We start from the raw sequence: 22,206 nt of genomic DNA, 5'->3' as shown, positions 1-22,206 counted from the left end.
AATGATGAAATCTGTTCATACTGATATTATACAATTCCGCGGGAGCCATTATCAATTCGGGCTTTTTCAAGCGGAAAAACTAAAAAATTCTCCGATACGCACACACCGGAAAGCACTCTTGAACAAACGCTGGAGAAATTTTCTGGTTGATGAAGCGGAAGTAAAAGCTGTATTCCAAACGTTTTCCCCTGCCATTTGGGAAGAGATACAAGGATTAAGCGATGGGTTAGGGATGTCATGGAATGATGCGATACGCGAATTTGGCGGATACTATTACGAATATGGACGCAGCGGCTGTTCGATTCATACAAAAAATGATTTTCTGGTACGGAATTATGATAATGCTCCAGATTCCTATGAAGGACGTTATGTCCTATATGCACCTTCAGACATAGGGTACGCCAGCGCCGGCCCATCGATGCAGATTACCGGACGTACAGACGGAATCAACGAGAAAGGATTGACAATGGGCTATAATTTCGTCAATCGTAAAAAATCAGGTGACGGCTTTGTCTGTAATATGATCGGCAGACTCATTTTGGAAAACTGTGCTACTGTGGAAGAAGCCGTTCAATTACTACAGGATTTACCGCACCGGAATACGTTCAACTATGTCTTATTAGATCCCTCCGGAAAATCACGCATTGTAGAAGTTTCCCCCCGCTCTTTCTCCGTACGGGAAGGTCACAGCTGCACCAACCATTTTCATGCATTAACAGAAGAAAACAGATACCGTTCTGATGAATCAATGGAAAGACTGGAGAAAATAGAAATCAAACAACAGGAGGTTCACTCTCCCTATGAAGCATTTCGCATGTTAAACGATGTGGAACAAGGGATTTTTTCTGAAAAATATGGTGCATGGGCAGGAACGCTTCATACCGCACTTTATGTCCCTAGTGAACTTTCTGCGTGGATTGCACTGGGCGGCGACCGCCAGCCCTTTATTTTCTCTTTTAGAAAGTGGCTGCAGGGAGAAAAATTACATGCGACCAAAATAAAAGGCCAAATAAACGCAACAGATTCATTTATTAATCAATAAGCAGAAACGATAGATGATAGTGCATTGCTTTACAATTAGGCCATAAAGGATTATCCTAACTACAAGAGAAATTATAAAGAAATGCAGGCACACAGCGTTTGTGATGATGACGGACTATGTTGTGTTGAAGGAGGAAAAACCAATGACAATGAAAAAAGCATTAACGCTTGCCGGTTCTGATTCCAGCGGTGGCGCTGGAATTGCAGCAGATTTAAAAACGTTTCAAGAACATGATGTATACGGCATGACTGCCTTAACTTCTATTGTAACAATGCATCCAGAAGGCTGGAGTCATGATGTCACTCCAATAGATGTCGATGTCGTGGAAAAACAATTGAACACGATTCTTTCCGTCGGCGTAGATGCCATGAAATCCGGCATGCTCGGTTCTGTAGATATTATCAATTTAGGAGCCAGAAAAATTGATGAATTTCAGATTGATAAATATGTGCTGGATCCGGTTATGGTATGTAAAGGCGAAGATGAAGTGCTTCAGCCGGAAAATACCGATGCCATGCGCGAAGAATTACTGCCTCGTTCGTTAGTGGTGACACCTAACTTGTTCGAAGCTGCCCAATTAGCACAAATGGCTCCAATTAAAACCATTGAGCAAATGAAAGAAGCAGCGAAAAAAATTCATGCCTTAGGCGCAAAAAATGTTGTCGTTAAAGGCGGAAAACAACTGGAGCATGACAAAGCAGTTGATTTATTCTATGATGGCGCGGACTTTGACCTATTAGAAAGTGAAAAAGTAGAAACAACGTATAACCACGGAGCAGGCTGTACCTTCGCAGCAGCCATCACAGCCAATTTAGCTCACGGTGAAAACGTGCATGATGCAGTAAAAGCAGCAAAAACCTTTGTAGCAGCTGCCATTGCAAACGGCTGGAAACTAAATGAATATGTAGGTCCTGTTATGCACGGTGCTTATAATAAAACAGACAGCAAAAAAGTAGAAGTATTCAGCGTATAGTAAAAAACCTTAGAACCCTTTGGGCTCTAAGGTTTTTTGTTGTGGTAAAGTTCAGAGCGTCCGTTACCACCTATTAAGTTTCGGTCAATTAATTACCTCTATCCCGAATAAAGAAAGTCATGACAAACCCGACAATAGCAATTATTCCAGTTACCAAGAAGGAAATATTGACCCCATGTACCATCCCTTCCACACCCTGTTCAGGAATAGAAGCTGTCGACATAATTGTAATCGGCAATGCAGTACCGATTGCTCCTGAAACCTGTCTTAACGTATTATTAACAGCTGTACCATGTGAAATATACTTTTCAGGCAGTACATTAAGTCCGGCTGTTGTGACAGGCATCATTGCCATGGCAACCCCTAACATTCGGAAACCATGTACGGTTGCGATAAATACAAAGCTTGTTTCCGGCGTCAGTGTACTTAGCATTAATGTCGTAATAACGATGAAAGCCAGACCGATCATCGCCAAATACCTTGCTCCGTACCGGTCAAAAAGCCGGCCCGTAATAGGGTTCATCAACCCTTGTACAACTGCCCCTGCGAGGAGTGCCAGACCGGAATGAAAGGCGCTGAATCCCAGCATCTGCTGCATATACAATGGTAAAATAACTGCAGCTCCAATCATTGTCATAAAAGTAACCATGCCCAATACGGTAGTAATCGTAAAGATTCGATACTTAAATACCCTAAATTCCAGGATTGGTGTTTTTAAATTCATCTGTCTTGTAATAAACCAGGCCAGCATGATTCCGCCGATTACCAGCGAACCAATCACCTGGTAGCTTAACCATCCTGCATTTCCAGCAGTACTAAATCCATACAGAATACCGCCAAAACCAATTGTTGATAGTAAAATGGACAGTTTATCCAACTCAGGGAAGGTCCGTTCCGTTACATTTTTAAGTAAAAAGTAAGCAATAATGATGTTTAGAATAGCAATTGGCAACACCATGAAAAATAGTGTTCTCCAAGGAAAGTTTTCTACAATATAACCGGATAATGTCGGTCCGATTGCTGGTGCAAAGGAAATAACTAAACCAAACATCCCCATTGCACTGCCTCGTTTTTCCTTTGGATAAATTAAAATTAAAATCGTCTGCATCAACGGCATCATGATTCCGGCACCTGCCGCCTGCAGAACACGTCCTAATAACAAAGAGAAAAATTCAGGAGCAAAACCGCAGATAACGGTACCTGCTGTGAAAAGAGACATGGCTGTTAAAAACAGGGTGCGTGTCGTAAACGTTCCTATTAAAAAAGCCGTGATTGGAATCATAATTCCATTTACCAGCATAAATGCTGATTGCAGCCACTGGACCGTATTTGCATTAATATCTAAATCCGACATGATATGCGGCAATGCTGTCCCTAATAACGTCTGGTTTAAAATAGCAACAAAAGCTCCAGATAATAAAACAACCAGAATCGGAACCCGGCTGCTTTTTGTTGTTTCTAGTGACGATTCATGCTGTTCATCCATTTCCAACCCTTCTTTCCATATTATTAAAATATGTACTTTTCTTATTACCCCATTTACCATGTTCCAATACGTCTTTCTTCAAATAAAGAGGATGATAATTCATAAAGACATACAAAACCGGTGACTATACAAATCACCGGCATCGCATTATTTCAGTACTGTATTACACCAATGGACAAAGTTATGAACAACGGAATCCAGAAAATCAATTGTTTGTTCATCTGTCAATTTCCCTTGCTCATCCATTTTGTTCTGAACGGAACCAATTAATACTTCATTTCCCGGCAGTGTTAATACACCAACTCCGCGGGAATTTAAAATCTGGCGAAGCTGCAATTGTGCTTTAACCGTACCAAGAGCTCCCATAGAAGCACCAACGACCATTCCGGGTTTATTTACCATGACTAAATCTACGCGCGAAAACCAGTCAATTGCATTTTTTAACATACCCGAAATAGAACCATTGTATTCAGGAGTAGCAAATAAAATAGCATCACTTTCTTTAATGCGCTGACGGATCTCTTTAACAATCTCCGGCGGATCTAATTCTTCATCCTGATTAAAAAAAGGTAACTTCTCTATCGGTAAAATATCGATATCCACATTTTCCTGATAGCGATCCTTCATATATTCAACAAGTTGTTTGTTGTAGGAATCTGCACGATTGCTTCCAATCATTGCTGCAACTTTCATTCGTATACCTCCAATATTTCTTCGATTATATGTTATGTTTATCACAAATACTTGTATGTTTTTAAACACATGTAATATTATTACCATACCGGTTTACCTATAGCAAGAAATATGTTTGTAAAAGAAGCCTTTCTGATACAAAAAAATACTCTTATTAAGAAGTATTTCAACAACAGGCATTCTGATGCCTATTGAAGAATACATTCTTAATAAGAGTTATGGTTTATCACATGATTATTTGCAGGAGAAACGAATGTGCTCCCGCTCTGAACATGCTACATTTTTAGAAGAACCAGTTACGATTTCTGCCTGAACAGCAGGAACGTTTTCTTTTGCATGAACGGTCTTCGGAACATTTGTTGCAATTATCTGAGTGATGATGGTTATTTCCACCACCGCAATTGTTCGAACCGCCTACTCTGCGGCAATTACTTGAATCGTTTACGTCGCTGCCACAATCGTAATTCTCAACAACCGTTTCGTTCACATTGGATTCTCTGACTGGAAAATAATTTTCATTACGGACAGTGGTACGATGCACATTTTTGATTTCTGTTGGGTGAATATTTTTAACTGTTCTTACGCTATTGTGATGACGAACCTCATGCCTTGTCGGATGAACACGTACATCCTCATCCCGGTTCGAATTGCGGCAACGGCTACATTGACAGTTATCTTGACTCATTCGGACTCCCTCCTTTCCAATGCATAATATATCTTATGAAAAGAAGCGGATTTGTCCTGCGCAAATAACTATGAATATCATAAATGTACGTTTTTTCTATATAGATGAGGGATGACGCTTCATCGTTATAAATTCTATTTCCTTATAATAAAATTGGTGTTCTTTGATAAAACCATTTTTTTCATATAAACGAATGGCACGTTTGTTAAAGGAAGCAACAGTAAGCCGGATTGGTTTTCCTTTATGCTCCTGTTCAATGAAATGAAGAATTCTTTTTAAAAACAAATCTCCCTTCCCTTTCCCGGTCAAGGCAGGATTCATTCCTAGGCCTAGATCAACACAATCTTCTATATATGCAGCATTTCTCTCGCCGGCTGGCACTTTGGCTGACCGGCCAGTACAAAAGAACCCGATTAACTTGTAAGATGAATCTACAATGGCATAGTAACTGCCACCAAGCAATTCCACAATCGCACTTGTTGTTAATACATTATTATAAAAATCATAAGGCTTTTCATACTTCCAGCAAAGCGCCTCCACAGCATATTTTTGTGTCATCCTTGCAATATGTATATCCATTAAGCATCCCCACTTTTCCTTTAGCCTATCTTTATTATTCCACATTTTTCTTTAAAGGTGAATAAATATGCTATATCTTCAGAATTCCGTCAGAATTTCAAAATGAGGGCGGGAATGAATCCTGTTGCTTCGTTAGAAGTTGGTGTGAAATAAGGGTTTGCTGATACAGCATGTGAATCAGCACCAATGTTGTCAGGTTAATAAATTTTCAAAAAATGATAGTTGCTACAAGCATAGAGCAATAAAACTAACCAGCGGAGGAAAAACACGGAGACTCCTGGAGCGACCGAGCATAGGTCGTGATATATAGCGGGTGGGATTCCCGTCGAGAAAGAACTAGCCATTCACTCGTAGCGAGTCTTGGAGGGCTTGTGGTAACACAAGCTTTTAAGCGTAGACAGTGAGGTAATGGGCGGAAAACCAAGAGCGGTTGAAGGGATAGAGCTTCGAAATTCCGTGAAGAGATAGGAAGGTCGATAAGTTCAGGAGCTTAGAAGACAACACTGGTGTTTACGACAAAAGGCAAGAAAACACTAGCTTCCTCGGAGTCGATGACCTTGGCACGTTACACATAGATATATCACGGCAACTCGGGAGAACCTTTACGGTCTTTCCAACAAATTAGCAGGAAGGTAATGGTGAACAAGCGATAATAAAGTGAGGTAGCCAGAAGCCTAAAGGTAGTCGGATGGTGGCATAGTACCAATGAAGTCGGGTAACGCTGATGGAGGAAAGGCCACCACTTATCAATGCCCTTCAAGGGGACACATCAACCACACACGGAGGTGGAGAATGAATGGAAACTGAACTGCGAAGGATAGCAGAATTAGCGAAAGAAAATAAGGATATGGTCTTTACATCTTTAGCACATCTTCTCAATGAAGAAAATCTGAAACAATGCCATAAGGAACTTCCAAATAAAAAGGCTACAGGTATCAATGAGGTAACCAAAGGAGAATATGGAGCCAATTTGGACGATAATATCAAAGACTTAGTATTGCGCATGAAAGGGAAGAAGTATCGACCAGTGCCGGTAAGAAGAACGTATATTGACAAACCCGGTACAAAGAAGAAAAGACCCTTAGGTATCCCGGAACATGAAGATAAAATCGTTCAAAGAGGTATGGCCAAGATATTAAACGCTATTTACGAGAATGACTTTCTCGACAGCTCCTTTGGATTTCGTCCGAAAAGAAACTGTCATGATGCGTTAAAGACGCTAAACGTGTATATTGAAAAGCGATATACCAGTTATGTAGTAGATGTAGACATCAAAGGCTTCTTTGACAATGTAGACCATAAATGGATGATGACCTTTCTGGAGCACCGTATTAATGACCCAAGCTTCCTTCGAATTATTGGTCGCTTTCTAAAAGGCGGCTATATGGAGGAAGGAAAGTATTATCGGACAGAGGGAGGCACTCCGCAAGGTGGCATCATTTCGCCAATTCTTGGGAATATATACCTGCATTACGTTCTTGATTTATGGTTTGAGAAGAAGATACGCAAAGAAAGCAGAGGCCAGTCATACATGGTTCGATATGCGGATGATTTCGTATGTTGCTTTCAACACAAAAGCGATGCAGAAGCCTTTTACCACAAGCTTAGAAAACGGTTAAACAAATTCCGCCTAGAGATGGCGGAAGAGAAGACTACTATTATTCCGTTTGGCCGTTTCGCTGAAGAGGACTGTAAGCGTAAAAAGAAAGGGAAGCCACCTACCTTTGATTTTCTGGGTTTCACGCACTACTGCAGCAGAAGCCGGAACGGAAGGTTCCGAGTGAAGCGTAAAAGCAGCAGCAAGAAAGTGAAAGCAAAACTTAAAAGGCACAAGGAGTGGCTTCAGAAGCATCGAACGATGGATATCCGATTAATTATGGAGCGACTCAATTTAGCGCTCCAAGGCTATTACAACTACTATTGTATCACGGACAATATATATGAAGTAAGGAACTTTTACGACAAAGTGAAACAACTTTTATTCAAGTGGATGAATCGACGAAGCCAGAAGAAATCATTCAGTTGGGAGAAGTTTCAACGGTTCTTACAAAAGTATCCGCTTGTCAGTCCGGAAATTAGAGTAAATATATATAGCCTGCGAAATCACATTAGCTATATTCTGTGAAGGTTGATAGGAGGAGCCGTGTGCGGTAATACCGCTCGCACGGTTCTGGGAGGAGTAGAGGAATTCAGTCAGAAGTTATAGAACTGAATTCCCGCTTACTCGACTGGGAATGCGCAAATGTCTTCGGTGGGACGAGTAAGCGCAGTCCCAGTGTGAAGACCCCGCAGAAAAAAGTGATCTTCTTTTTTCGAGGAGGCTGAGCTCAAGCCCACGGAAAGCGGAGTGTTTTTCCGTAGCGGTCATACTAACCTGACAACATTGGAATCAGCACTCCCTTATTTCATACATAGAGACGATACAAACAACCGTTTTACACAGGGATATTTTTACACCCATTTAATTCGAAATTGCTGATTTCCTTTAATCCAGTCTAATAATGGTACGTCTTCCGCAATAACCTGCCCAAGTACATTTACTCTTTCATCTGCCGGCAAATCATGTAATGTCACTTGAATTTCCCCTTGATAGCGCATATATTTTTCATTATCAACAGTGATTGATCCGGCAGGACGCTTGATTGTGTTACAGGCTGGAATCGTAACTTTTCCAAATGATGCATATCCTCTTGATTCAACGGCGCGGACACAATCTCTTGCATTATCTGCCCGATTAGTCAGTGCAGTTGCTGCTTTACGCAGCATTTCAGCGTCTGCCGATCTATCAGGAACAGCCCGAATTAAAATTTCCCGCTGTTCATAAGCACGAAATTGCTCCAATGCAGCATCACTTATTTCAATGTCTCCAACTATCACTTTATCCAGCCCGGCCAGCTTTTCCAATTGCAAAAAAGCAGCAAAAGGAGAAAATTGACGGTGCCGCTCTAAAGTCGGTAACTTTTCGAACAACGGGCCTCTTAGCTGTTTATCCCCGGGAATAAATGCCATCACGGTTAAACCTGTTGCAGTTAATGCCATGTTTTTTTCGATAAAATCAACCAATCCCAACCCCGTTTCCGGTCGTGGGTAATAATTATGCCATGCTTCCACCGCTTCCACTTGAAGACCATTTGCTTTCATTTGATTTAAGGAATCGACATTGATCGTACTGGCATTTAACGCAATCCGCATTTTATGTGATAAATCAATCATTGTCTGCTCATCAACACCATAATCGATTCGCAGACCGGAAAGCCCCCAGTTTAACAATTGGTCTGCATTCTCCCAATGAAAACCTAATGCTTGCAGAGAATTCGGTGATATATCTGCCATCAGCTCCATATCTAATTCACTGGCTGCTTTTCCAAGAGCCTGGAGCTGCTCTTTATATACTGTCTGGTCATCTTCTGGAATATGCAATGAAGTAAAGATGGACTGGAATCCACTTTCCTTCATTTTTCGAATATAGGGAAGCTGTTCTTCTATGGGCGTGTTCCCCAGATAAATAGAAATTCCTAACATAAATCGTTCCTCCACCTTTCCTATAAGAAGAAACAGGAGACTGAATAGTCCCCTGCTAAATGCCGTCTGCCATACTATCTTTAAAGCCGAACGCATATGTGAATAAGAAACCAAACACATATGAAATAACAAGCCCTATAAAATAACTTATATATTGCCCATTGGTTATTAACGGAATCAGTGATAAGCCAGAAACGCCAATCCCTGCAGCCGCCGTATTCATTACTGCCTGAAAAGCTCCTCCAACAGAAGCGCCTAAACAAGCGGTTAAAAATGGTCTTCCCAGCGGCAAGGTGACGCCATACATTAACGGTTCACCGATACCCAGGAACCCTACAGGAGCAGCCCCTTTAATAATATTTTTTAAATGTGTATTCTTTGTTTTTATATAAATCGCAATCGCCGCACCGACTTGCCCGGCTCCACCCATCGCCAGAATCGTTAATAATGCTGTTTCATTAAATGAATTGATTAATTCCAGGTGAATCGGCGTTAAACCATGATGCAAACCAACTGTAACCAATGGCAGGAAGAACCCTGCCAGCACCGCTCCTGCAATGACGCCGCCAGTATCTATTAAAGCAATCAACCCTTTTGTAATACCATCTGATAATAAACCCGCTACCGGCATAATAGCAAATAATGAAATAAATCCAACTACCAACACTGTAATTAAGGGAGTGAAAATAATATCTACTGCGTTCCACATTACTTTACGCACATGTTTTTCTATAAATGTCATGAGCCAAGCGGCAAAAATAACGCCAAACAAGCCGCCCCTTCCTGGTGTTAATTCTTCACCGAAAATGGTTATCGTTTCCAGCTGCGGACTAAATAAAATCATTCCAGCAATAGCACCTAATACGGGCGTTCCTCCAAATTCCTTTGCTGTATTCCAACCAACTAATATTCCTAAAGAAGCAAAAATAACGCCGCCAAACAAGAGTAATATCTGCATCCATGTTTGTTCCTGATCCACCCCTGCGTTAACTGCAAAGTTTGCCGCACCGTTAATAACACCTGATGCAACAAGTCCAGGAATTAAAGGAATGAAAATATTTCCAAGCTTACGTAAAAAGTTTTTAAATGGCGTCCGGTTCTTCGCTTTTATTTTTTCTTTGTCCAGCGCTGCCTTTTCTTCAAACGTTAAATCATCTTCCTCCGCATTTGACTCTTCGCCAATGCCAAGTCCTGTCAGCTGGCTCATCTCTGTAGCGACTTTATTTACTGTACCCGGCCCGATAACGATTTGCAGCGTTTCATCCTCCACGACCCCCATGACGCCGTCCACCTTTTTTAAGGCTTGCAAATCTGTCTTCGAATCATCCTTTAAAGATAAACGCAGACGTGTCATACAGTGAGCAATTCGCCTGATATTCTTCTCCCCGCCAACACACGCTAAAATATCTGTGGCCATCCTCTGCTCTTTTTTCATCGTTCATTCCTCCTTGTTAGTCAGCTAACGCATTTCGGACAAACCCGTTCGCTTTTTCAAGCCTGTTTTCAGCAGCTTCGCAGGAACATTGTAATAAAATCATAACAATCGCAACCTTCACCTGGTGATTTGATCTTTCAAAATAGGATGTGGCAGTTTCATAATCAACTCCAGTCATTTCCATAATGTTTCGTTTAGATCTTTCTACTAATTTTTCATTTGTCGGTTTCAGATCGACCATAAAATTTTGATATACTTTTCCAATTCCAACCATCGCTGCGGTAGAAATCATATTCAAGACTATTTTCTGAGCCGTTCCAGACTTTAACCTGGTAGAACCAGTCAGCACTTCAGGTCCTGTTTGAAGTTCAATCGCTACAGAACTGTACTGGCTCATGACAGCATCTTTATTACAGGATATACTCACGGTATTCGCTTTAATAGATTCTGCATATTGTAAAGCTCCAATAACATATGGCGTACGTCCGCTTGCTGCAATTCCTATGACCGTATCTTTCTTAGACAGCTGTATGTTTCTAAGGTCTTCCTCTCCAAGTTCAGGATTATCTTCCGCTCCTTCAGCCGCCTCATAAAGCGCTTTCATTCCGCCCGCAATAATCCCCTGTACCATTTCTGACGAGGTACCGAATGTAGGAACACATTCTACAGCATCTAAAACGCCTAACCTGCCACTTGTTCCAGCCCCAACATAAATAAGTCTCCCCTTATTCTTAAATGATGCAATAGCATATCGCACAGCTTTTTCAATTTGTGGAAGTTGATTCTTAATAGCCGTTAAAACTTGTTCATCTTCTTGATTCATCATGCATAACATATCCGTAATGGACATTTGGTCTAAATGCATCGTATGTTGATTTCGTGCTTCTGTAGATAGTTTATCCAGCATTCCATCATCCTCCTCTATCTTATAATTCTATTTTAATTCTTTTTGAAATTAAAAGTCAATAATATTTTATTAATAAATGAAATTTAATTTCATTTTTACAAAAAAAAGAATTACCTCCTTAATTTTACCACTTGCTCTCTGGCTTCTTGATATTCGTCTAGCACATTTTCGCCGATAATATTAAAAATACTGATATATAAACTGTCCACAATGGTTAACTGCGTCATTCTTGAAGTGATGCTTCCGATTCGGAAATCCTGTTCCACATTCGGTGTCGCTAAACAGATATCCGCTTCTTTATATAATGGTGATTTATTCATATTGGTTATTGCAATCACTTTCGCACCTTTTTTCTGAGACAATCGTGCCAAATCTAACACATCTTTCGTCTGTCCAGACATACTAATCGCTACAAATACATCTTCCTCGTTAAAATGAGGGATTTTTGAAAGCATATAATGAAAATCCAAGTTAAACTCCACTTGATATCCGAGTTTGGTGAATTTATATAACGCATCCATCGCAGCAATGGACGAACCGCCCACCCCATAAAATACCATTTTCCGGGCATTTTTCAATACTGACACTGCTTCATTCAATTCTTTTCGATCCAGCGATTCCATAATCAGCTCAATGGCATTTTTATTTACATGAACTACCTTTTGAAACAATTCATATGGTGAATCCTTTTTCTGCAGAATGGAAAAATCAGTAATATATTCTTCATTGACAGCTAATTCCTGCGCTAATGAAAGTTTAAAAGTTTTAAAGCTCCCGACCCCTATTGTCTTAGCGAAACGAATGACACTTGCTTCACTGACATCTGCCTTTTCTGCCAATTCCTTCGTAGTCATATTTGGAATCAGTTCCGCATGATGTAATATGTACGTAGAGATTTTTTTCTCTGTTTTGGAAAATTGCGGAAGTCGTTCGTTGATTCTGGTTAGTAATGCAGTCGCCATGTTCATTTCTCCCATTCTTTTTATGCATTTCAGTATAGCAAATCTTTATAAAATGTTCTAATTTTTTCGATGATATGCCATTTTATATTTTTCCCTTTTTACTTGAATGTAAATCTTCTATGATTTTGTATAGCCGAAGAGATATTAACATTTCACTTTATATGTCTTGATATCATCCAATTTTCAGTTACAATAATACGTTCTGGATGAAACATTCCGGACATAATTTGCATCGTTTATTCTTTTAAATATTCTACTTCTCAATAGCCCCATCATCATATATAATAGTTGTATACATGTAACCAGAGAAATACTCCTCACACAGACTCCCTATCATGCATCTCCATCATTTCATTCTTCATAGTCAGCCACGATTTGGAATTCTACGGTTACATGCAGTCAATCATTGAAGGAGGTTTTACCATGGAAAATTCAGAAATTCTAAAGCAGATATCCACCATGCTTTCGGATTACTCTCAAAAAATCGACCAACGCTTTGATGGAATGGAAAAACGTTTTGAAAAGATCGATCAACGCTTTGAAGATATTGATCAACGCTTCGAGAAAATGGATCAACGCTTTGAAGATATCGATAAACGCTTCGAAAAGATCGATCAACGCTTTGAAGATATCGATAAACGTTTCGAGAAGATCGATCAACGCTTTGAAGATATCGATAAACGTTTCGAGAAGATCGATCAACGCTTTGAAGATATCGATAAACGCTTTGAAAAGATGGATCGGCGATTCGAGGATATGGACAAGCGTTTTGACAAAATGGATCAACGGTTCGAGGATATGGACAAACGGTTCGATAATCTGGATAAGAAAGTAGATGGCGTTAAAGTAGAACTGTCCGAGACGCAGGAAACGACTAATTTTCTGCTAAGTAAGTTTGCTCAACAGGAGAAAAAGATTCAAAATCTGCCTTAATAAATGTGGACACATGACTAGCAAACGCACGATAAACCATATAGAAATGGATTATCGTGCGTTTGCTTTTAACAACAAAGTGACGCATCACCAACTTGATAACGAAATAATCAGCAAAGATTTACTATCAAACCAAATCAAATGTAATCACTCATACTTCCATACTGAGAATATAATACAAATGATAACAGGTTTTAATCTGACTGATAAATCCATTGCGTACCATATTCTGTCGTACCACTTAAACCTGATACACAACCTCTAACCGCGCTTCCACTGCTTGATTCCCAGGTTCGATTGGGGTAGATACCATTTTGAAAACTTGTGCCGGACCGACTCCTGGTGAAGCCGTCTGTTCGTTTATTTTTAATGGAACTGGATTTAAATTAGCATTAGCCCCCAGCTGTTCCACCAAACTTTCTGCCTTTCTTTTGGCATCCGTTAGCGCAAAGCTTAAGGCTTCCAAATAAAAATTTTCCGGATTTTCTACAGAAAACTCAATCGACAGTACTTCATTGACGCCATTTTTCGTAACACGATCAATCATTTCCCCGATTCCGTCCATATCATCGGTAACAACAGTAATTTCATTCCGTACTTCATAGCCTTGTAACATCTGATTGCCGTCCTCATAATTATAAAAGGGCCTTGCAGAAAAACTGGTTGTTTGAATTTGTTCTCTTGGAATACCAATTTGCTGTAAAATATCCAGAACCTGATTCATTCGTTCTGCGTTTTCAGTCTGCGCTGCTGCCAACGAACTGTTAGTGGTGGAAACAACCAACTGAATACGGGCAATACTCGGTGAAACAATAACTGTTCCGACACCGGTAACGGTTATAGTACCTTGCTGCTGATTGTTTTGACGGTCAGGCATTCTATACCCATAATTAGGCGGTCCATAAGTATAATACATTGCGAACATCCTCCTTCATACCATCCTATGTCGCAGAAGGTTTGTACCATTCAATAATTATCCGGCTCATCCCAGTAATCCGGATCCTGCATTTGCAATTCCTGAACAATATCTTCTAAATCTTGCGGCGTAATCGTAAAAATAGGGTATTCCTTAGATGTTCGTTTTGTAGCATTATAAAAATAATTCACACTTCCGGGATATTCATCGTCGACAAGAAGTAAAGCGGCATCACTTTTGTCAATCAGCCACAAATCTTTTGCCCGAAATTGATACGCACCCTGGTATTCCCCCTTATAAAGCGGTTTGAAAAAATCGGCGGTCATCATTAATGCTTCATATTTTTCCTTAATGGGGTCCGGCCAGCGCTGATCCTGATTTTCAAATGGCGGGAAAACACCGATTTGCACATCGTATTCCTCTTTTAAATCCATGATTACCTCTGCTGCCCACAGTTCAATTCCCATTTGTCCAGAAATAATAACCCATTCTATCCCTTCTTCGATAAATCCCCGCAATCTTTTTTCTAAAGCTGCTTTAATAAACACAATCCTGGAATCATTTTCTTTAAAAATACCTAATTCTGTCGGTTTATAGCCTGTTACATGTAATATTTTCACTGTCATATCCTTTCTTGGCTTCCCATTTTACGATTTAAATACTTTCTTTATCTTTTATCTTTAATATATGTTATTTTAACGCAGGAATCCTTGTTTTGAAAGCATGTCCCGCCAGAGCAAAAGGCAGCCCTCACTGCCTTTTGCTGTATTACCACATCCCTGGTCTTCTATGCGGTCGGAAACCGGGATGATTTCTTCCTTCTCCCACAGGTCCAGGCGGCATCTGTCCCGGCATATTATTTGGCCCAGGAGGAAAAGGCGGGCGTGGACCAGCTTGTGGCCTGCCTATAAATCCCCTTCCTCCATACGGTTGATGATGTGGATGTCTTTGCACAGGATGATTCACATACGTTGTGTGTATGGGGTGAATATGATGAACAACCGATTCGGATGAGGTATGGACATACTGGTGCTTTGTCGGATGAACAATTGTCTTTTCATTCGGATGCCGGTGATTAAATTGACCTTTCCTTTGCATCGTTGCTCCCTCCCTTTTTCTGCTCTCTATCTAACATATGTGATAAACGTACAAGTCGAATATGGCAGCCACCCAATTTCTTTTAAATTTTTATAATGAGTGGAAATCCCTCCTTTACAGTTATTTAAGGGAAATAACCGTAGCTGAACTGGAGAGGAACAAGTGGTTTAGAAACTTTTTTCCTGAAAAGCTTGGCATTTCTTTTTGTAGATGCTATAATGTAATTAATTATTTAGATTCGGTCGAAATACAGGATGGGATACAACAAAAGTATTGATCTTTCGTCTTGAGATTTAACTTTGAACTAAATAGTAATAAACAGTGCAACAATTGCACGTGGAGGTAAAAGAATGAACACAGGTTCTGTAAAATGGTTTAACGCTGAAAAAGGCTTCGGTTTCATCGAAGTAGAAGGTGGAGACGACGTATTCGTACACTTCTCTGCAATCCAAGGCGAAGGATTCAAAACTTTAGAAGAAGGTCAAACAGTTACTTTTGATATCGAAGAAGGTAACCGCGGACCTCAAGCTGCTAACGTTGTTAAAGAAGGCTAATAAGCAGATATTAAAAAGCTGACCATAGTTGGTCAGCTTTTTTTATATCCTTTTTTATATAGAAACATCCGATTGAAACGACTAGCTAGTAAAGGAAATCCCGCTGTCATGCGAAGACAGCGGGATTTCCTTTACTAATTTATATATTAAAACTGCTCTGTTAAAGCTGTCACAATTTGTTTTTTACGAGAAACAACACCTTTTAAGACAGCACGATCATTTTCATCCAACGTAACATTAAATGCTTTTTCTACATTTGCTTTTGCTGGTCCGACTGCCAATACTTCGGAATCATTATTTAAAATATCTGTTGCAACAAATAGGAATAAATCCAATCCTTTTTCATTCACCGTTGCTGTCAGCTCGCGAACTAATTCATCCTGAAGCTGATAAATCTCGCTGACATCCACAGCATTTACTTGTGCAATTTCTACCTTCGCATCGCCCATCGCAAATTCTTTGGCATCCATGGAAATCAATTCTTTTACAGATTTATCACTGATATCTGCACCTGCTTTTAGCATTTCCAAGCCATATTCTTCTAAGTCTACGCCTGCTTTATCAGCTAATTCCCGCGCAGCTTTTTCATCTTCCGCTGTACAAGTTGGTGATTTTAACAATAATGAATCAGAAATAATCGCAGATAATAACAATCCGGCAATACTTTTATCCAATTCGATATCATTTTCTTTATACATCTTATTTAAGATGGTCGCTGTACAGCCGACTGGCTCAGCACGGAAATAAAGCGGTTCTTTCGTTTGGAAATTAGATACCCGGTGATGGTCAATCACTTCTCGGATAACAGCATTTTCAATATTATCCGCACTTTGCTGAAATTCATTATGGTCTACTAAAATAACTTCTGCACCATCCTCCAGTTCTTGTACAAGTGCTGGAGCTTCCACACCAAATTGATTCAGAGCATATTGCGTTTCGCCATTTACTTCGCCTAAACGAACCGGGCTTACTTCTTCTCCCAATTTCGTTTTTAAATCCGCATACGCTAAAGCGGAACTGATCGTATCGGTATCTGGACTTTTATGTCCGAAAATAAGTGTTTTTGACATCTCTCTATTCCTCCCTCGACAAACTATCCATATATAGATTATCATATTTAACCTTCTATGCTCCAGTCCTAATCTTATTTCTTTCAAATTTCCTTGCTAATTTTTTCAATCTGTCTCGAAATACTGTAAAAATAATCATTATTAGATTATAATGAGTCTTATTGGAGGGATAAATGAAATGACAAGAAAACAATTTAATTTAACTCGTACTGCTTTATTGACATACGCATCTGAACTTAATGATGAGGTTATCGACGTTCAAGCAGACTATTTTGATACAACAATTCGCTGGCATTTAGGTCATGCGCTCGTAACAATGGAAAAATTTTTATTCCGTTACCCCACTAAATCAGAAAATATCCCGGCAAGTTATGCTGACCTTTTCAGTTCCGGCATAAGCCCGCAAGATTGGGAGGAAAAAGCCCCGAGCTTGGAAGAACTATTAAAAGATTTGGAACTGCAACAGCAACGCATCAATGAATTTAACGAATTGTTCTGGAAGTCCAACGTAACCTTTAAAGTCCCATTCGGCAGTGTCGAAACACAAGGTGATTTACTGATTATGCTATCTTTCCGTGAGGCTGAACTTCTCGGCAAAATCAAAACCATGCACCAGGTTATTGCCAAGGATAAAAATGAGTAAACCTTATGTCATTATAGGCGGCGGCATTTTAGGTGCCAGTACCGCCTTTTACCTCACACAGCAAGGAGCTGAGGTCATTCTGATTGACCGGCAAGATAAAGGGCAGGCAACCGATGCCGCTGCCGGAATTATATGCCCATGGATTTCCCAGCGCCGCAATAAAAAATGGTATCACCTTGCTAAAAACGGCGCGCGTATATATCCATCTCTGGTAACAGAGTTAGAAAAGCTTGGTCAACTGGACACAGGGTATAAACAAGTTGGAGCACTCAGCCTGCATACGGATGCGAGCAAGTTGGACGGGATGGAAGAAAGAGCGTATAAACGACGGGAAGATGCTCCGGAAATCGGGGGTATCATCCGGCTAAGTGCTGAGGAAACACAGCAGCGTTTCCCTATGCTGGATAAGGACTATCAAGCTGTTTTTATCAGCGGTGCTGCACGAGTGGATGGAAGAAAATTATTACAATCCTTAAAAAATGCAGCCAAGGCAAATGGAGCTGTGCTTTTATCAGGGGATGCTGCATTACATGTGAACGGGGATACAGTAACTGGCATCACATGCAACAATGAAGTCATAGAGGCAGAAAAAGTTATTTTAGCAAACGGTGCCTGGATGAAAGAAACAGCAGCAGCATTAGATGTTCCACTCGATGTCTCCTTCCAGCGCGCCCAAATCATGCATTTGGAAATGCCGGGATTAGAAACAGCAGACTGGCCCGTTGTGATGCCGCCAGGTACGAAATATATACTCACACAGGATGATCATCGTTTTGTTATCGGCTCCACTCACGAAGATCGAACCAACTTTGATTATCGGGTTACTGCAGCCGCCTCTCATGAAATTTTACATCAGGGGCTGGCGATTGCACCCGATTTAGCAGAAGCTACTGTATTAGAAACCCGGGTCGGCTTCCGCCCGTATACTCCCGGTTTCTTACCGATTATTGGCGAACTTCCAGGATATGCCAATGTTTTGCTTGCAAATGGATTAGGTTCCTCCGGACTAACAATGGGCCCTTTTCTGGGTCAGCAGCTTGCAAAATTAGCTTTACATGATAAGCTAGATATTCAACTGGAACATTATGATGTCTTATCAGCAATCAAATAACGAAAAATCAGCCAGACAATCAGAAGATATATGAGACTTCCAATAAAGAAAAATTGACAGCTTTACTCATGAAAAAGCGCAGATTACTTTCATTACACGTATACTTTATTTCCTATTGTATTTCTTTCTTAAAGCGCAATGAAAAGAGGTGGCCCATTTGAAGGGATCATATGCCGTTATAATAATTATTATTCTCGTTCTCCTGACAGGCTTCTTTACCTGGTTATGGCTGCAGGGCTTTACTGAAAACCAGGAAAGTATCGCAAACTTATTGGATCAGCTGATATAGATTTACAAAAGGACCGTTTCATCTGTTCGTTAAAGAAACGGTCCTTCATCTATCTTTCATCATGAAGAAGCTTCTGTTTTATTCTCCTTTCGTTGTTGCTTATATGTGATTTTTAGTACGAATTTTCCGAACTTTAAATAAGTAGCCTGGAATATAGGACTTTGAATAAAGGTAAAAACAAATGTAAAAATAAAAACCGGTCCGCTAATAATTAATCCCAGCACCAGCACACTGCATTCCGTTATAATCCTTACTCTGCCAATAGGCGCTGCAAATTTATCTGCGAGCGAGAGCATAAAACCGTCACGCGGGCCTGAGCCAATCCCCGCTGCATTATACACCCCTCCGCCAAAACCCATGATACAAATGCCAATCAACATAAAAAGAATATCCGGCCAGCTGTCTGTTGCTGTCGGAAGAATTCCTGTCCAATGATAAAAATCTACAAATGATCCTACTAATAATGCATTCAAAAATGTGCCCACTTTTATATAGCTCCGGTCTAAAATAAAACAAATACCTATCAGAATAAAGGAAATGATAATATTCCATGTCCCTACCGTAAATCCAAACCTGTCAAACATAGCTACATTTAAAACATCCCACGGATGCACACCTAAATGCTGCATATTCACTGTCAACGCAATACCACCGCTGAAAATAAATATTCCGATTAAAAATAATAGCCATCGAAACAACCTGTTCAAATCCATTACCCTTCTTTCTTGCCAATAATCACTCCACTCCATTAAAACCAGTATACGTTTTTTTGAAATAAATAGAAAGCAGGTTGATAGATGTTTATGGACTGTAAACCTGCCTTCTATTTGCATTGTATGATAATTATAGAACTTTATTTAAAAAGTCTTTGGTTCGTTCAGAAGCAGGATTGTTGAAGATGACATCCGGGGTATTTTCTTCCATAATAATACCTTCATCCATAAATAACACCCTATCCGCAACTTCACGAGCGAATCCCATTTCATGTGTTACAACAACCATTGTCATACCTTCTTTGGCCAACTGTTTCATTACCTCTAAAACTTCACCGACAAGCTCCGGATCAAGTGCAGAGGTTGGTTCATCAAAAAGCATCATCTTCGGTTCCATTGCAAGTGCACGTGCGATTGCTACACGTTGTTGCTGTCCTCCTGATAATTGGGATGGATACTGATGAGCTTTTTCGGCCAGCCCTACCTTTTCTAATAAAGCTTCTCCCCGCTGTCTTGCTTCTTTTTCAGATAGCTTACGAACCTTTTGAGGTGCAAGCATGACATTTTGGATAACGGTTTTATGCGGAAACAGGTTAAATTGCTGAAATACCATCCCTACTTCGGTACGAATCATATTAATATCTGTCGCCTTATCTTTTATATGATAGCCATCGACAATCACATCTCCACTTGTAATCTCCTCTAATAAATTGAGGCATCGTAAAAATGTACTTTTACCAGATCCGCTGGGACCAATCACACAAACGACTTCTTTTTCTTCCACGTCACAATGAATTCCTTTTAAAACCTCATTATCTCCAAAACTTTTGTGTAAATCCTGCACTGTTATCATTAATAATTCAACCTTCTTTCTGTATAACGCAGTAATAAGGATAGGCTAAAATTAATTATTAAGTAAAATAAAGCAACAGTTGTATAAATTTCCACCGCGTTAAAATAATTCGATGCAATATACCTGCCTTGGAACATTAATTCCGGCACTAAAATAACCGATAATAAAGAGGTATCTTTAATACTGATAATAAATTGATTCCCCAGTGGCGGAATCATCCGCTTGAAAGCCTGCGGCCAGATAATATATCGCATTGCCTGATGTTTATTTAAACCTAAAGAACGTCCTGCTTCCATTTGTCCTTTATCAATCGAATCAACAGCGCCACGAACAATCTCTGCAATATACGCTCCGGAGTTTATTGCAATAACGGCAATACCGGCAGTAATGGAATCCATATTATATTGTGTAATAATAGGTAATGCGAAGAAAATCCATATGGCTTGCACAAGCACCGGCGTACCCCGGATAACCTCCACATAAATGGACGCAATAATAAAAAAGAACTTATTCTTGGAAATTCTTCCTAAACCGAATATAGCTCCTAAAACAAACCCGATTAATAAGCCAATAATAGAAATTAATAATGTATAATATAAACCTTTACCTAATTGTGGTAAAAAATCAATGACCTGTGTAAAATCAAACATTCCCTCACCTCTCTAGGCAATAAAATAAGGAGCCGTGCATAGATTGCCAGCTCCTTATTTTATCCCTGCCAAGTTAACTGCACTAATGATTTTGGGTTATATTTTGTTGCTCGTCTCAGCTTTCTTTATTTTTTTGCAACCAAGTAAATCATTTTAATCATCGGTCATCGCCCATCGAAAACATTGTTACTCGATTACTTGTTATAACATGAAGAGCGGAGCATCAAAAAACTTCCAGAATAGCGTTTCATTTTATGATTCTGATTCATCAAACCATTTATCATAAATCTCATCATATGTTCCATTTTCGTGTAATGTAGCCAGTGCATCATTGATGGCAGCTACTAAATCCTCATTTCCTTTTGATATCGCTATCCCGTAATCTTCAGCCTGGTAGGTTTCTCCAACTGCTTTTAATCCATCGCCAGTTGTTGCAATATAGTACTCTACGTTAGGCAGGTCATATACTGCTGCGTCAGCACTGCCATTTTCAACGGACATATATACCTGATCCAGCTGTTCATACGTATCAAGGGTCTTATCTTCCAGGTTTTCCTCCAAAAATTGTGCGCTTGTAGATCCTAATCGTGTTGCAACCGTTTTTCCTTCCAAGTCTTCTAAACTATTAATATCTTCATTATCCTCCGGAACAGCAATAGTAATACCAGATTCATAATAAGGGTCACTGAAATCAACGGTACCTTTTCTTTCTTCCGTAATACTTATGCCGGCTACCGCAATTTCAAATTGTCCCGTTTGTAAACCCGGGATAATTCCATCGAAATTTGTGGTTTGGATTTCTCCATCAATTTCAAATCCCGCTTCTTCCGCAATTGCTGTAATTAATTCAATATCAAAACCAACTAACTCCCCATCTTCCATAAATTCAAATGGTACAAACGAATTATCGCTTACTACCGTGTATGAATCATTCAAATCATAGCCACCGTTTTCTGCCTCTGCTTCCCCATCGTCCCCTGAAGCGTCATCTCCGCCGCCGCATGCAGCTAAAAAAAGGAATGAAATAAATACCAGCATGAAAATCCAAATTCTTTTCTTACTCCCCATCTTCATTTGCCCCCTAATCGTTAT

24 protein-coding genes are annotated in these 22,206 nt (G+C 39.9%); 8 read left to right on the top strand and 16 right to left on the bottom strand.

Annotated elements, in window-relative coordinates; genetic code table 11:
* The first annotated feature begins 4 nt into the window (after nucleotides 1-4).
* Together B7E05_RS09630 and pdxK are read left to right on the top strand one after the other, a co-directional pair.
* Entirely contained in the window at nucleotides 5-1,042 is a 1,038-nt protein-coding gene (locus tag B7E05_RS09630) for a C45 family autoproteolytic acyltransferase/hydrolase (RefSeq protein WP_080873990.1), read from the top strand.
* A 142-nt stretch (nucleotides 1,043-1,184) separates the two neighbouring features.
* The gene (pdxK, locus tag B7E05_RS09625; protein WP_080873989.1) at nucleotides 1,185-2,015 is read left to right on the top strand and encodes a pyridoxine/pyridoxal/pyridoxamine kinase; all 831 of its coding nucleotides are present in this window, start codon (nucleotides 1,185-1,187) and stop codon (nucleotides 2,013-2,015) included.
* Between the two features lie 88 nt (nucleotides 2,016-2,103).
* Here pdxK and B7E05_RS09620 read toward each other — a convergent pair whose 3' ends face one another.
* From B7E05_RS09620 to B7E05_RS09605, 4 genes are all read right to left on the bottom strand, one after another.
* Nucleotides 2,104-3,501 (bottom strand): DHA2 family efflux MFS transporter permease subunit, encoded by a 1,398-nt coding sequence (locus tag B7E05_RS09620; protein WP_080873988.1) that lies wholly within the window; start codon nucleotides 3,499-3,501, stop codon nucleotides 2,104-2,106.
* 147 nt (nucleotides 3,502-3,648) lie between these two features.
* Nucleotides 3,649-4,194: an NADPH-dependent FMN reductase gene (locus B7E05_RS09615; RefSeq protein ID WP_080873987.1), complete on the bottom strand. Its 546-nt coding sequence runs from the start codon at nucleotides 4,192-4,194 to the stop codon at nucleotides 3,649-3,651.
* Between the two features lie 283 nt (nucleotides 4,195-4,477).
* Nucleotides 4,478-4,879: a spore coat protein gene (locus B7E05_RS09610; RefSeq protein ID WP_080873986.1), complete on the bottom strand. Its 402-nt coding sequence runs from the start codon at nucleotides 4,877-4,879 to the stop codon at nucleotides 4,478-4,480.
* A gap of 96 nt (nucleotides 4,880-4,975) precedes the next feature.
* Nucleotides 4,976-5,458 (bottom strand): GNAT family N-acetyltransferase, encoded by a 483-nt coding sequence (locus B7E05_RS09605; protein WP_080873985.1) that lies wholly within the window; start codon nucleotides 5,456-5,458, stop codon nucleotides 4,976-4,978.
* A gap of 796 nt (nucleotides 5,459-6,254) precedes the next feature.
* On the opposite strand from B7E05_RS09605, the gene ltrA reads away from it, so the two are divergent.
* Complete coding sequence (gene ltrA, locus B7E05_RS09600; RefSeq protein ID WP_080873984.1) at nucleotides 6,255-7,583, top strand: group II intron reverse transcriptase/maturase; 1,329 nt, start codon at nucleotides 6,255-6,257, stop codon at nucleotides 7,581-7,583.
* Between the two features lie 326 nt (nucleotides 7,584-7,909).
* Here ltrA and B7E05_RS09595 read toward each other — a convergent pair whose 3' ends face one another.
* The 4 genes from B7E05_RS09595 to B7E05_RS09580 form a co-directional block, all read right to left on the bottom strand.
* On the bottom strand, nucleotides 7,910-8,980 hold the full coding sequence (locus B7E05_RS09595; protein ID WP_080873983.1) for a DUF871 domain-containing protein: 1,071 nt from the start codon (nucleotides 8,978-8,980) through the stop codon (nucleotides 7,910-7,912).
* A 55-nt stretch (nucleotides 8,981-9,035) separates the two neighbouring features.
* A complete protein-coding gene (locus B7E05_RS09590; RefSeq protein ID WP_080873982.1) occupies nucleotides 9,036-10,415 on the bottom strand; it encodes a PTS transporter subunit EIIC in 1,380 nt (459 codons plus the stop codon).
* Nucleotides 10,416-10,431: 16 nt separating this feature from the next.
* Nucleotides 10,432-11,322 carry an N-acetylmuramic acid 6-phosphate etherase gene (gene murQ / locus B7E05_RS09585; RefSeq protein WP_080873981.1) on the bottom strand — a complete coding sequence of 297 codons (891 nt, stop codon included), beginning with the start codon at nucleotides 11,320-11,322 and terminating at the stop codon, nucleotides 10,432-10,434.
* A gap of 110 nt (nucleotides 11,323-11,432) precedes the next feature.
* The gene (locus B7E05_RS09580) at nucleotides 11,433-12,284 is read right to left on the bottom strand and encodes a MurR/RpiR family transcriptional regulator (protein WP_143833211.1); all 852 of its coding nucleotides are present in this window, start codon (nucleotides 12,282-12,284) and stop codon (nucleotides 11,433-11,435) included.
* A gap of 423 nt (nucleotides 12,285-12,707) precedes the next feature.
* Between B7E05_RS09580 and B7E05_RS09575 the strand changes: the two genes are divergently transcribed.
* Complete coding sequence (locus B7E05_RS09575; RefSeq protein WP_080873979.1) at nucleotides 12,708-13,217, top strand: exodeoxyribonuclease VII large subunit; 510 nt, start codon at nucleotides 12,708-12,710, stop codon at nucleotides 13,215-13,217.
* A gap of 241 nt (nucleotides 13,218-13,458) precedes the next feature.
* Here B7E05_RS09575 and B7E05_RS09570 read toward each other — a convergent pair whose 3' ends face one another.
* From B7E05_RS09570 to B7E05_RS09560, 3 genes are all read right to left on the bottom strand, one after another.
* Complete coding sequence (locus B7E05_RS09570; protein WP_080873978.1) at nucleotides 13,459-14,133, bottom strand: SIMPL domain-containing protein; 675 nt, start codon at nucleotides 14,131-14,133, stop codon at nucleotides 13,459-13,461.
* 50 nt (nucleotides 14,134-14,183) lie between these two features.
* Nucleotides 14,184-14,753, bottom strand: a complete 570-nt coding sequence (locus B7E05_RS09565) for an SLOG family protein (RefSeq protein WP_080876270.1) — start codon at nucleotides 14,751-14,753, stop codon at nucleotides 14,184-14,186.
* A 148-nt stretch (nucleotides 14,754-14,901) separates the two neighbouring features.
* Nucleotides 14,902-15,231 carry a CotD family spore coat protein gene (locus B7E05_RS09560; protein ID WP_080873977.1) on the bottom strand — a complete coding sequence of 110 codons (330 nt, stop codon included), beginning with the start codon at nucleotides 15,229-15,231 and terminating at the stop codon, nucleotides 14,902-14,904.
* Nucleotides 15,232-15,581: 350 nt separating this feature from the next.
* Between B7E05_RS09560 and B7E05_RS09555 the strand changes: the two genes are divergently transcribed.
* Nucleotides 15,582-15,785, top strand: a complete 204-nt coding sequence (locus B7E05_RS09555; protein WP_080873976.1) for a cold-shock protein — start codon at nucleotides 15,582-15,584, stop codon at nucleotides 15,783-15,785.
* A 146-nt stretch (nucleotides 15,786-15,931) separates the two neighbouring features.
* Here B7E05_RS09555 and B7E05_RS09550 read toward each other — a convergent pair whose 3' ends face one another.
* Nucleotides 15,932-16,855 (bottom strand): manganese-dependent inorganic pyrophosphatase, encoded by a 924-nt coding sequence (locus B7E05_RS09550; protein ID WP_080873975.1) that lies wholly within the window; start codon nucleotides 16,853-16,855, stop codon nucleotides 15,932-15,934.
* 178 nt (nucleotides 16,856-17,033) lie between these two features.
* Here B7E05_RS09550 and B7E05_RS09545 point away from each other — a divergent pair, with 178 nt between their 5' ends.
* The 3 genes from B7E05_RS09545 (at nucleotide 17,034) to B7E05_RS22525 (ending at nucleotide 18,898) form a co-directional block, all read left to right on the top strand.
* Nucleotides 17,034-17,498, top strand: a complete 465-nt coding sequence (locus B7E05_RS09545; protein ID WP_179134513.1) for a DinB family protein — start codon at nucleotides 17,034-17,036, stop codon at nucleotides 17,496-17,498.
* Nucleotides 17,491-18,609 carry an NAD(P)/FAD-dependent oxidoreductase gene (locus tag B7E05_RS09540; RefSeq protein WP_080873973.1) on the top strand — a complete coding sequence of 373 codons (1,119 nt, stop codon included), beginning with the start codon at nucleotides 17,491-17,493 and terminating at the stop codon, nucleotides 18,607-18,609. The genes B7E05_RS09545 and B7E05_RS09540 overlap by 8 nt, the downstream gene beginning before the upstream one ends.
* 157 nt (nucleotides 18,610-18,766) lie before the next feature.
* On the top strand, nucleotides 18,767-18,898 hold the full coding sequence (locus B7E05_RS22525; RefSeq protein ID WP_281252458.1) for a hypothetical protein: 132 nt from the start codon (nucleotides 18,767-18,769) through the stop codon (nucleotides 18,896-18,898).
* Nucleotides 18,899-18,957: 59 nt separating this feature from the next.
* Here the strand turns inward: B7E05_RS22525 and B7E05_RS09535 are convergent, their stop codons facing one another.
* From B7E05_RS09535 to B7E05_RS09520, 4 genes are all read right to left on the bottom strand, one after another.
* Nucleotides 18,958-19,611: a YczE/YyaS/YitT family protein gene (locus B7E05_RS09535; protein ID WP_425435092.1), complete on the bottom strand. Its 654-nt coding sequence runs from the start codon at nucleotides 19,609-19,611 to the stop codon at nucleotides 18,958-18,960.
* Between the two features lie 130 nt (nucleotides 19,612-19,741).
* The gene (locus tag B7E05_RS09530) at nucleotides 19,742-20,464 is read right to left on the bottom strand and encodes an amino acid ABC transporter ATP-binding protein (RefSeq protein ID WP_080873972.1); all 723 of its coding nucleotides are present in this window, start codon (nucleotides 20,462-20,464) and stop codon (nucleotides 19,742-19,744) included.
* Nucleotides 20,464-21,114 carry an amino acid ABC transporter permease gene (locus B7E05_RS09525; protein WP_080873971.1) on the bottom strand — a complete coding sequence of 217 codons (651 nt, stop codon included), beginning with the start codon at nucleotides 21,112-21,114 and terminating at the stop codon, nucleotides 20,464-20,466. The genes B7E05_RS09530 and B7E05_RS09525 overlap by 1 nt, the downstream gene beginning before the upstream one ends.
* A gap of 252 nt (nucleotides 21,115-21,366) precedes the next feature.
* Nucleotides 21,367-22,182, bottom strand: a complete 816-nt coding sequence (locus B7E05_RS09520) for a transporter substrate-binding domain-containing protein (protein ID WP_080873970.1) — start codon at nucleotides 22,180-22,182, stop codon at nucleotides 21,367-21,369.
* Nucleotides 22,183-22,206: the final 24 nt, after the last annotated feature.

This window comes from Oceanobacillus timonensis, from assembly GCF_900166635.1.
GTDB classification, from domain to species: Bacteria; Bacillota; Bacilli; order Bacillales; family Amphibacillaceae; genus Oceanobacillus; species Oceanobacillus timonensis.
The sequence above is the reverse complement of the archived record's forward strand: the minus strand, read 5'-3'. Positions and strand labels throughout refer to the sequence as shown.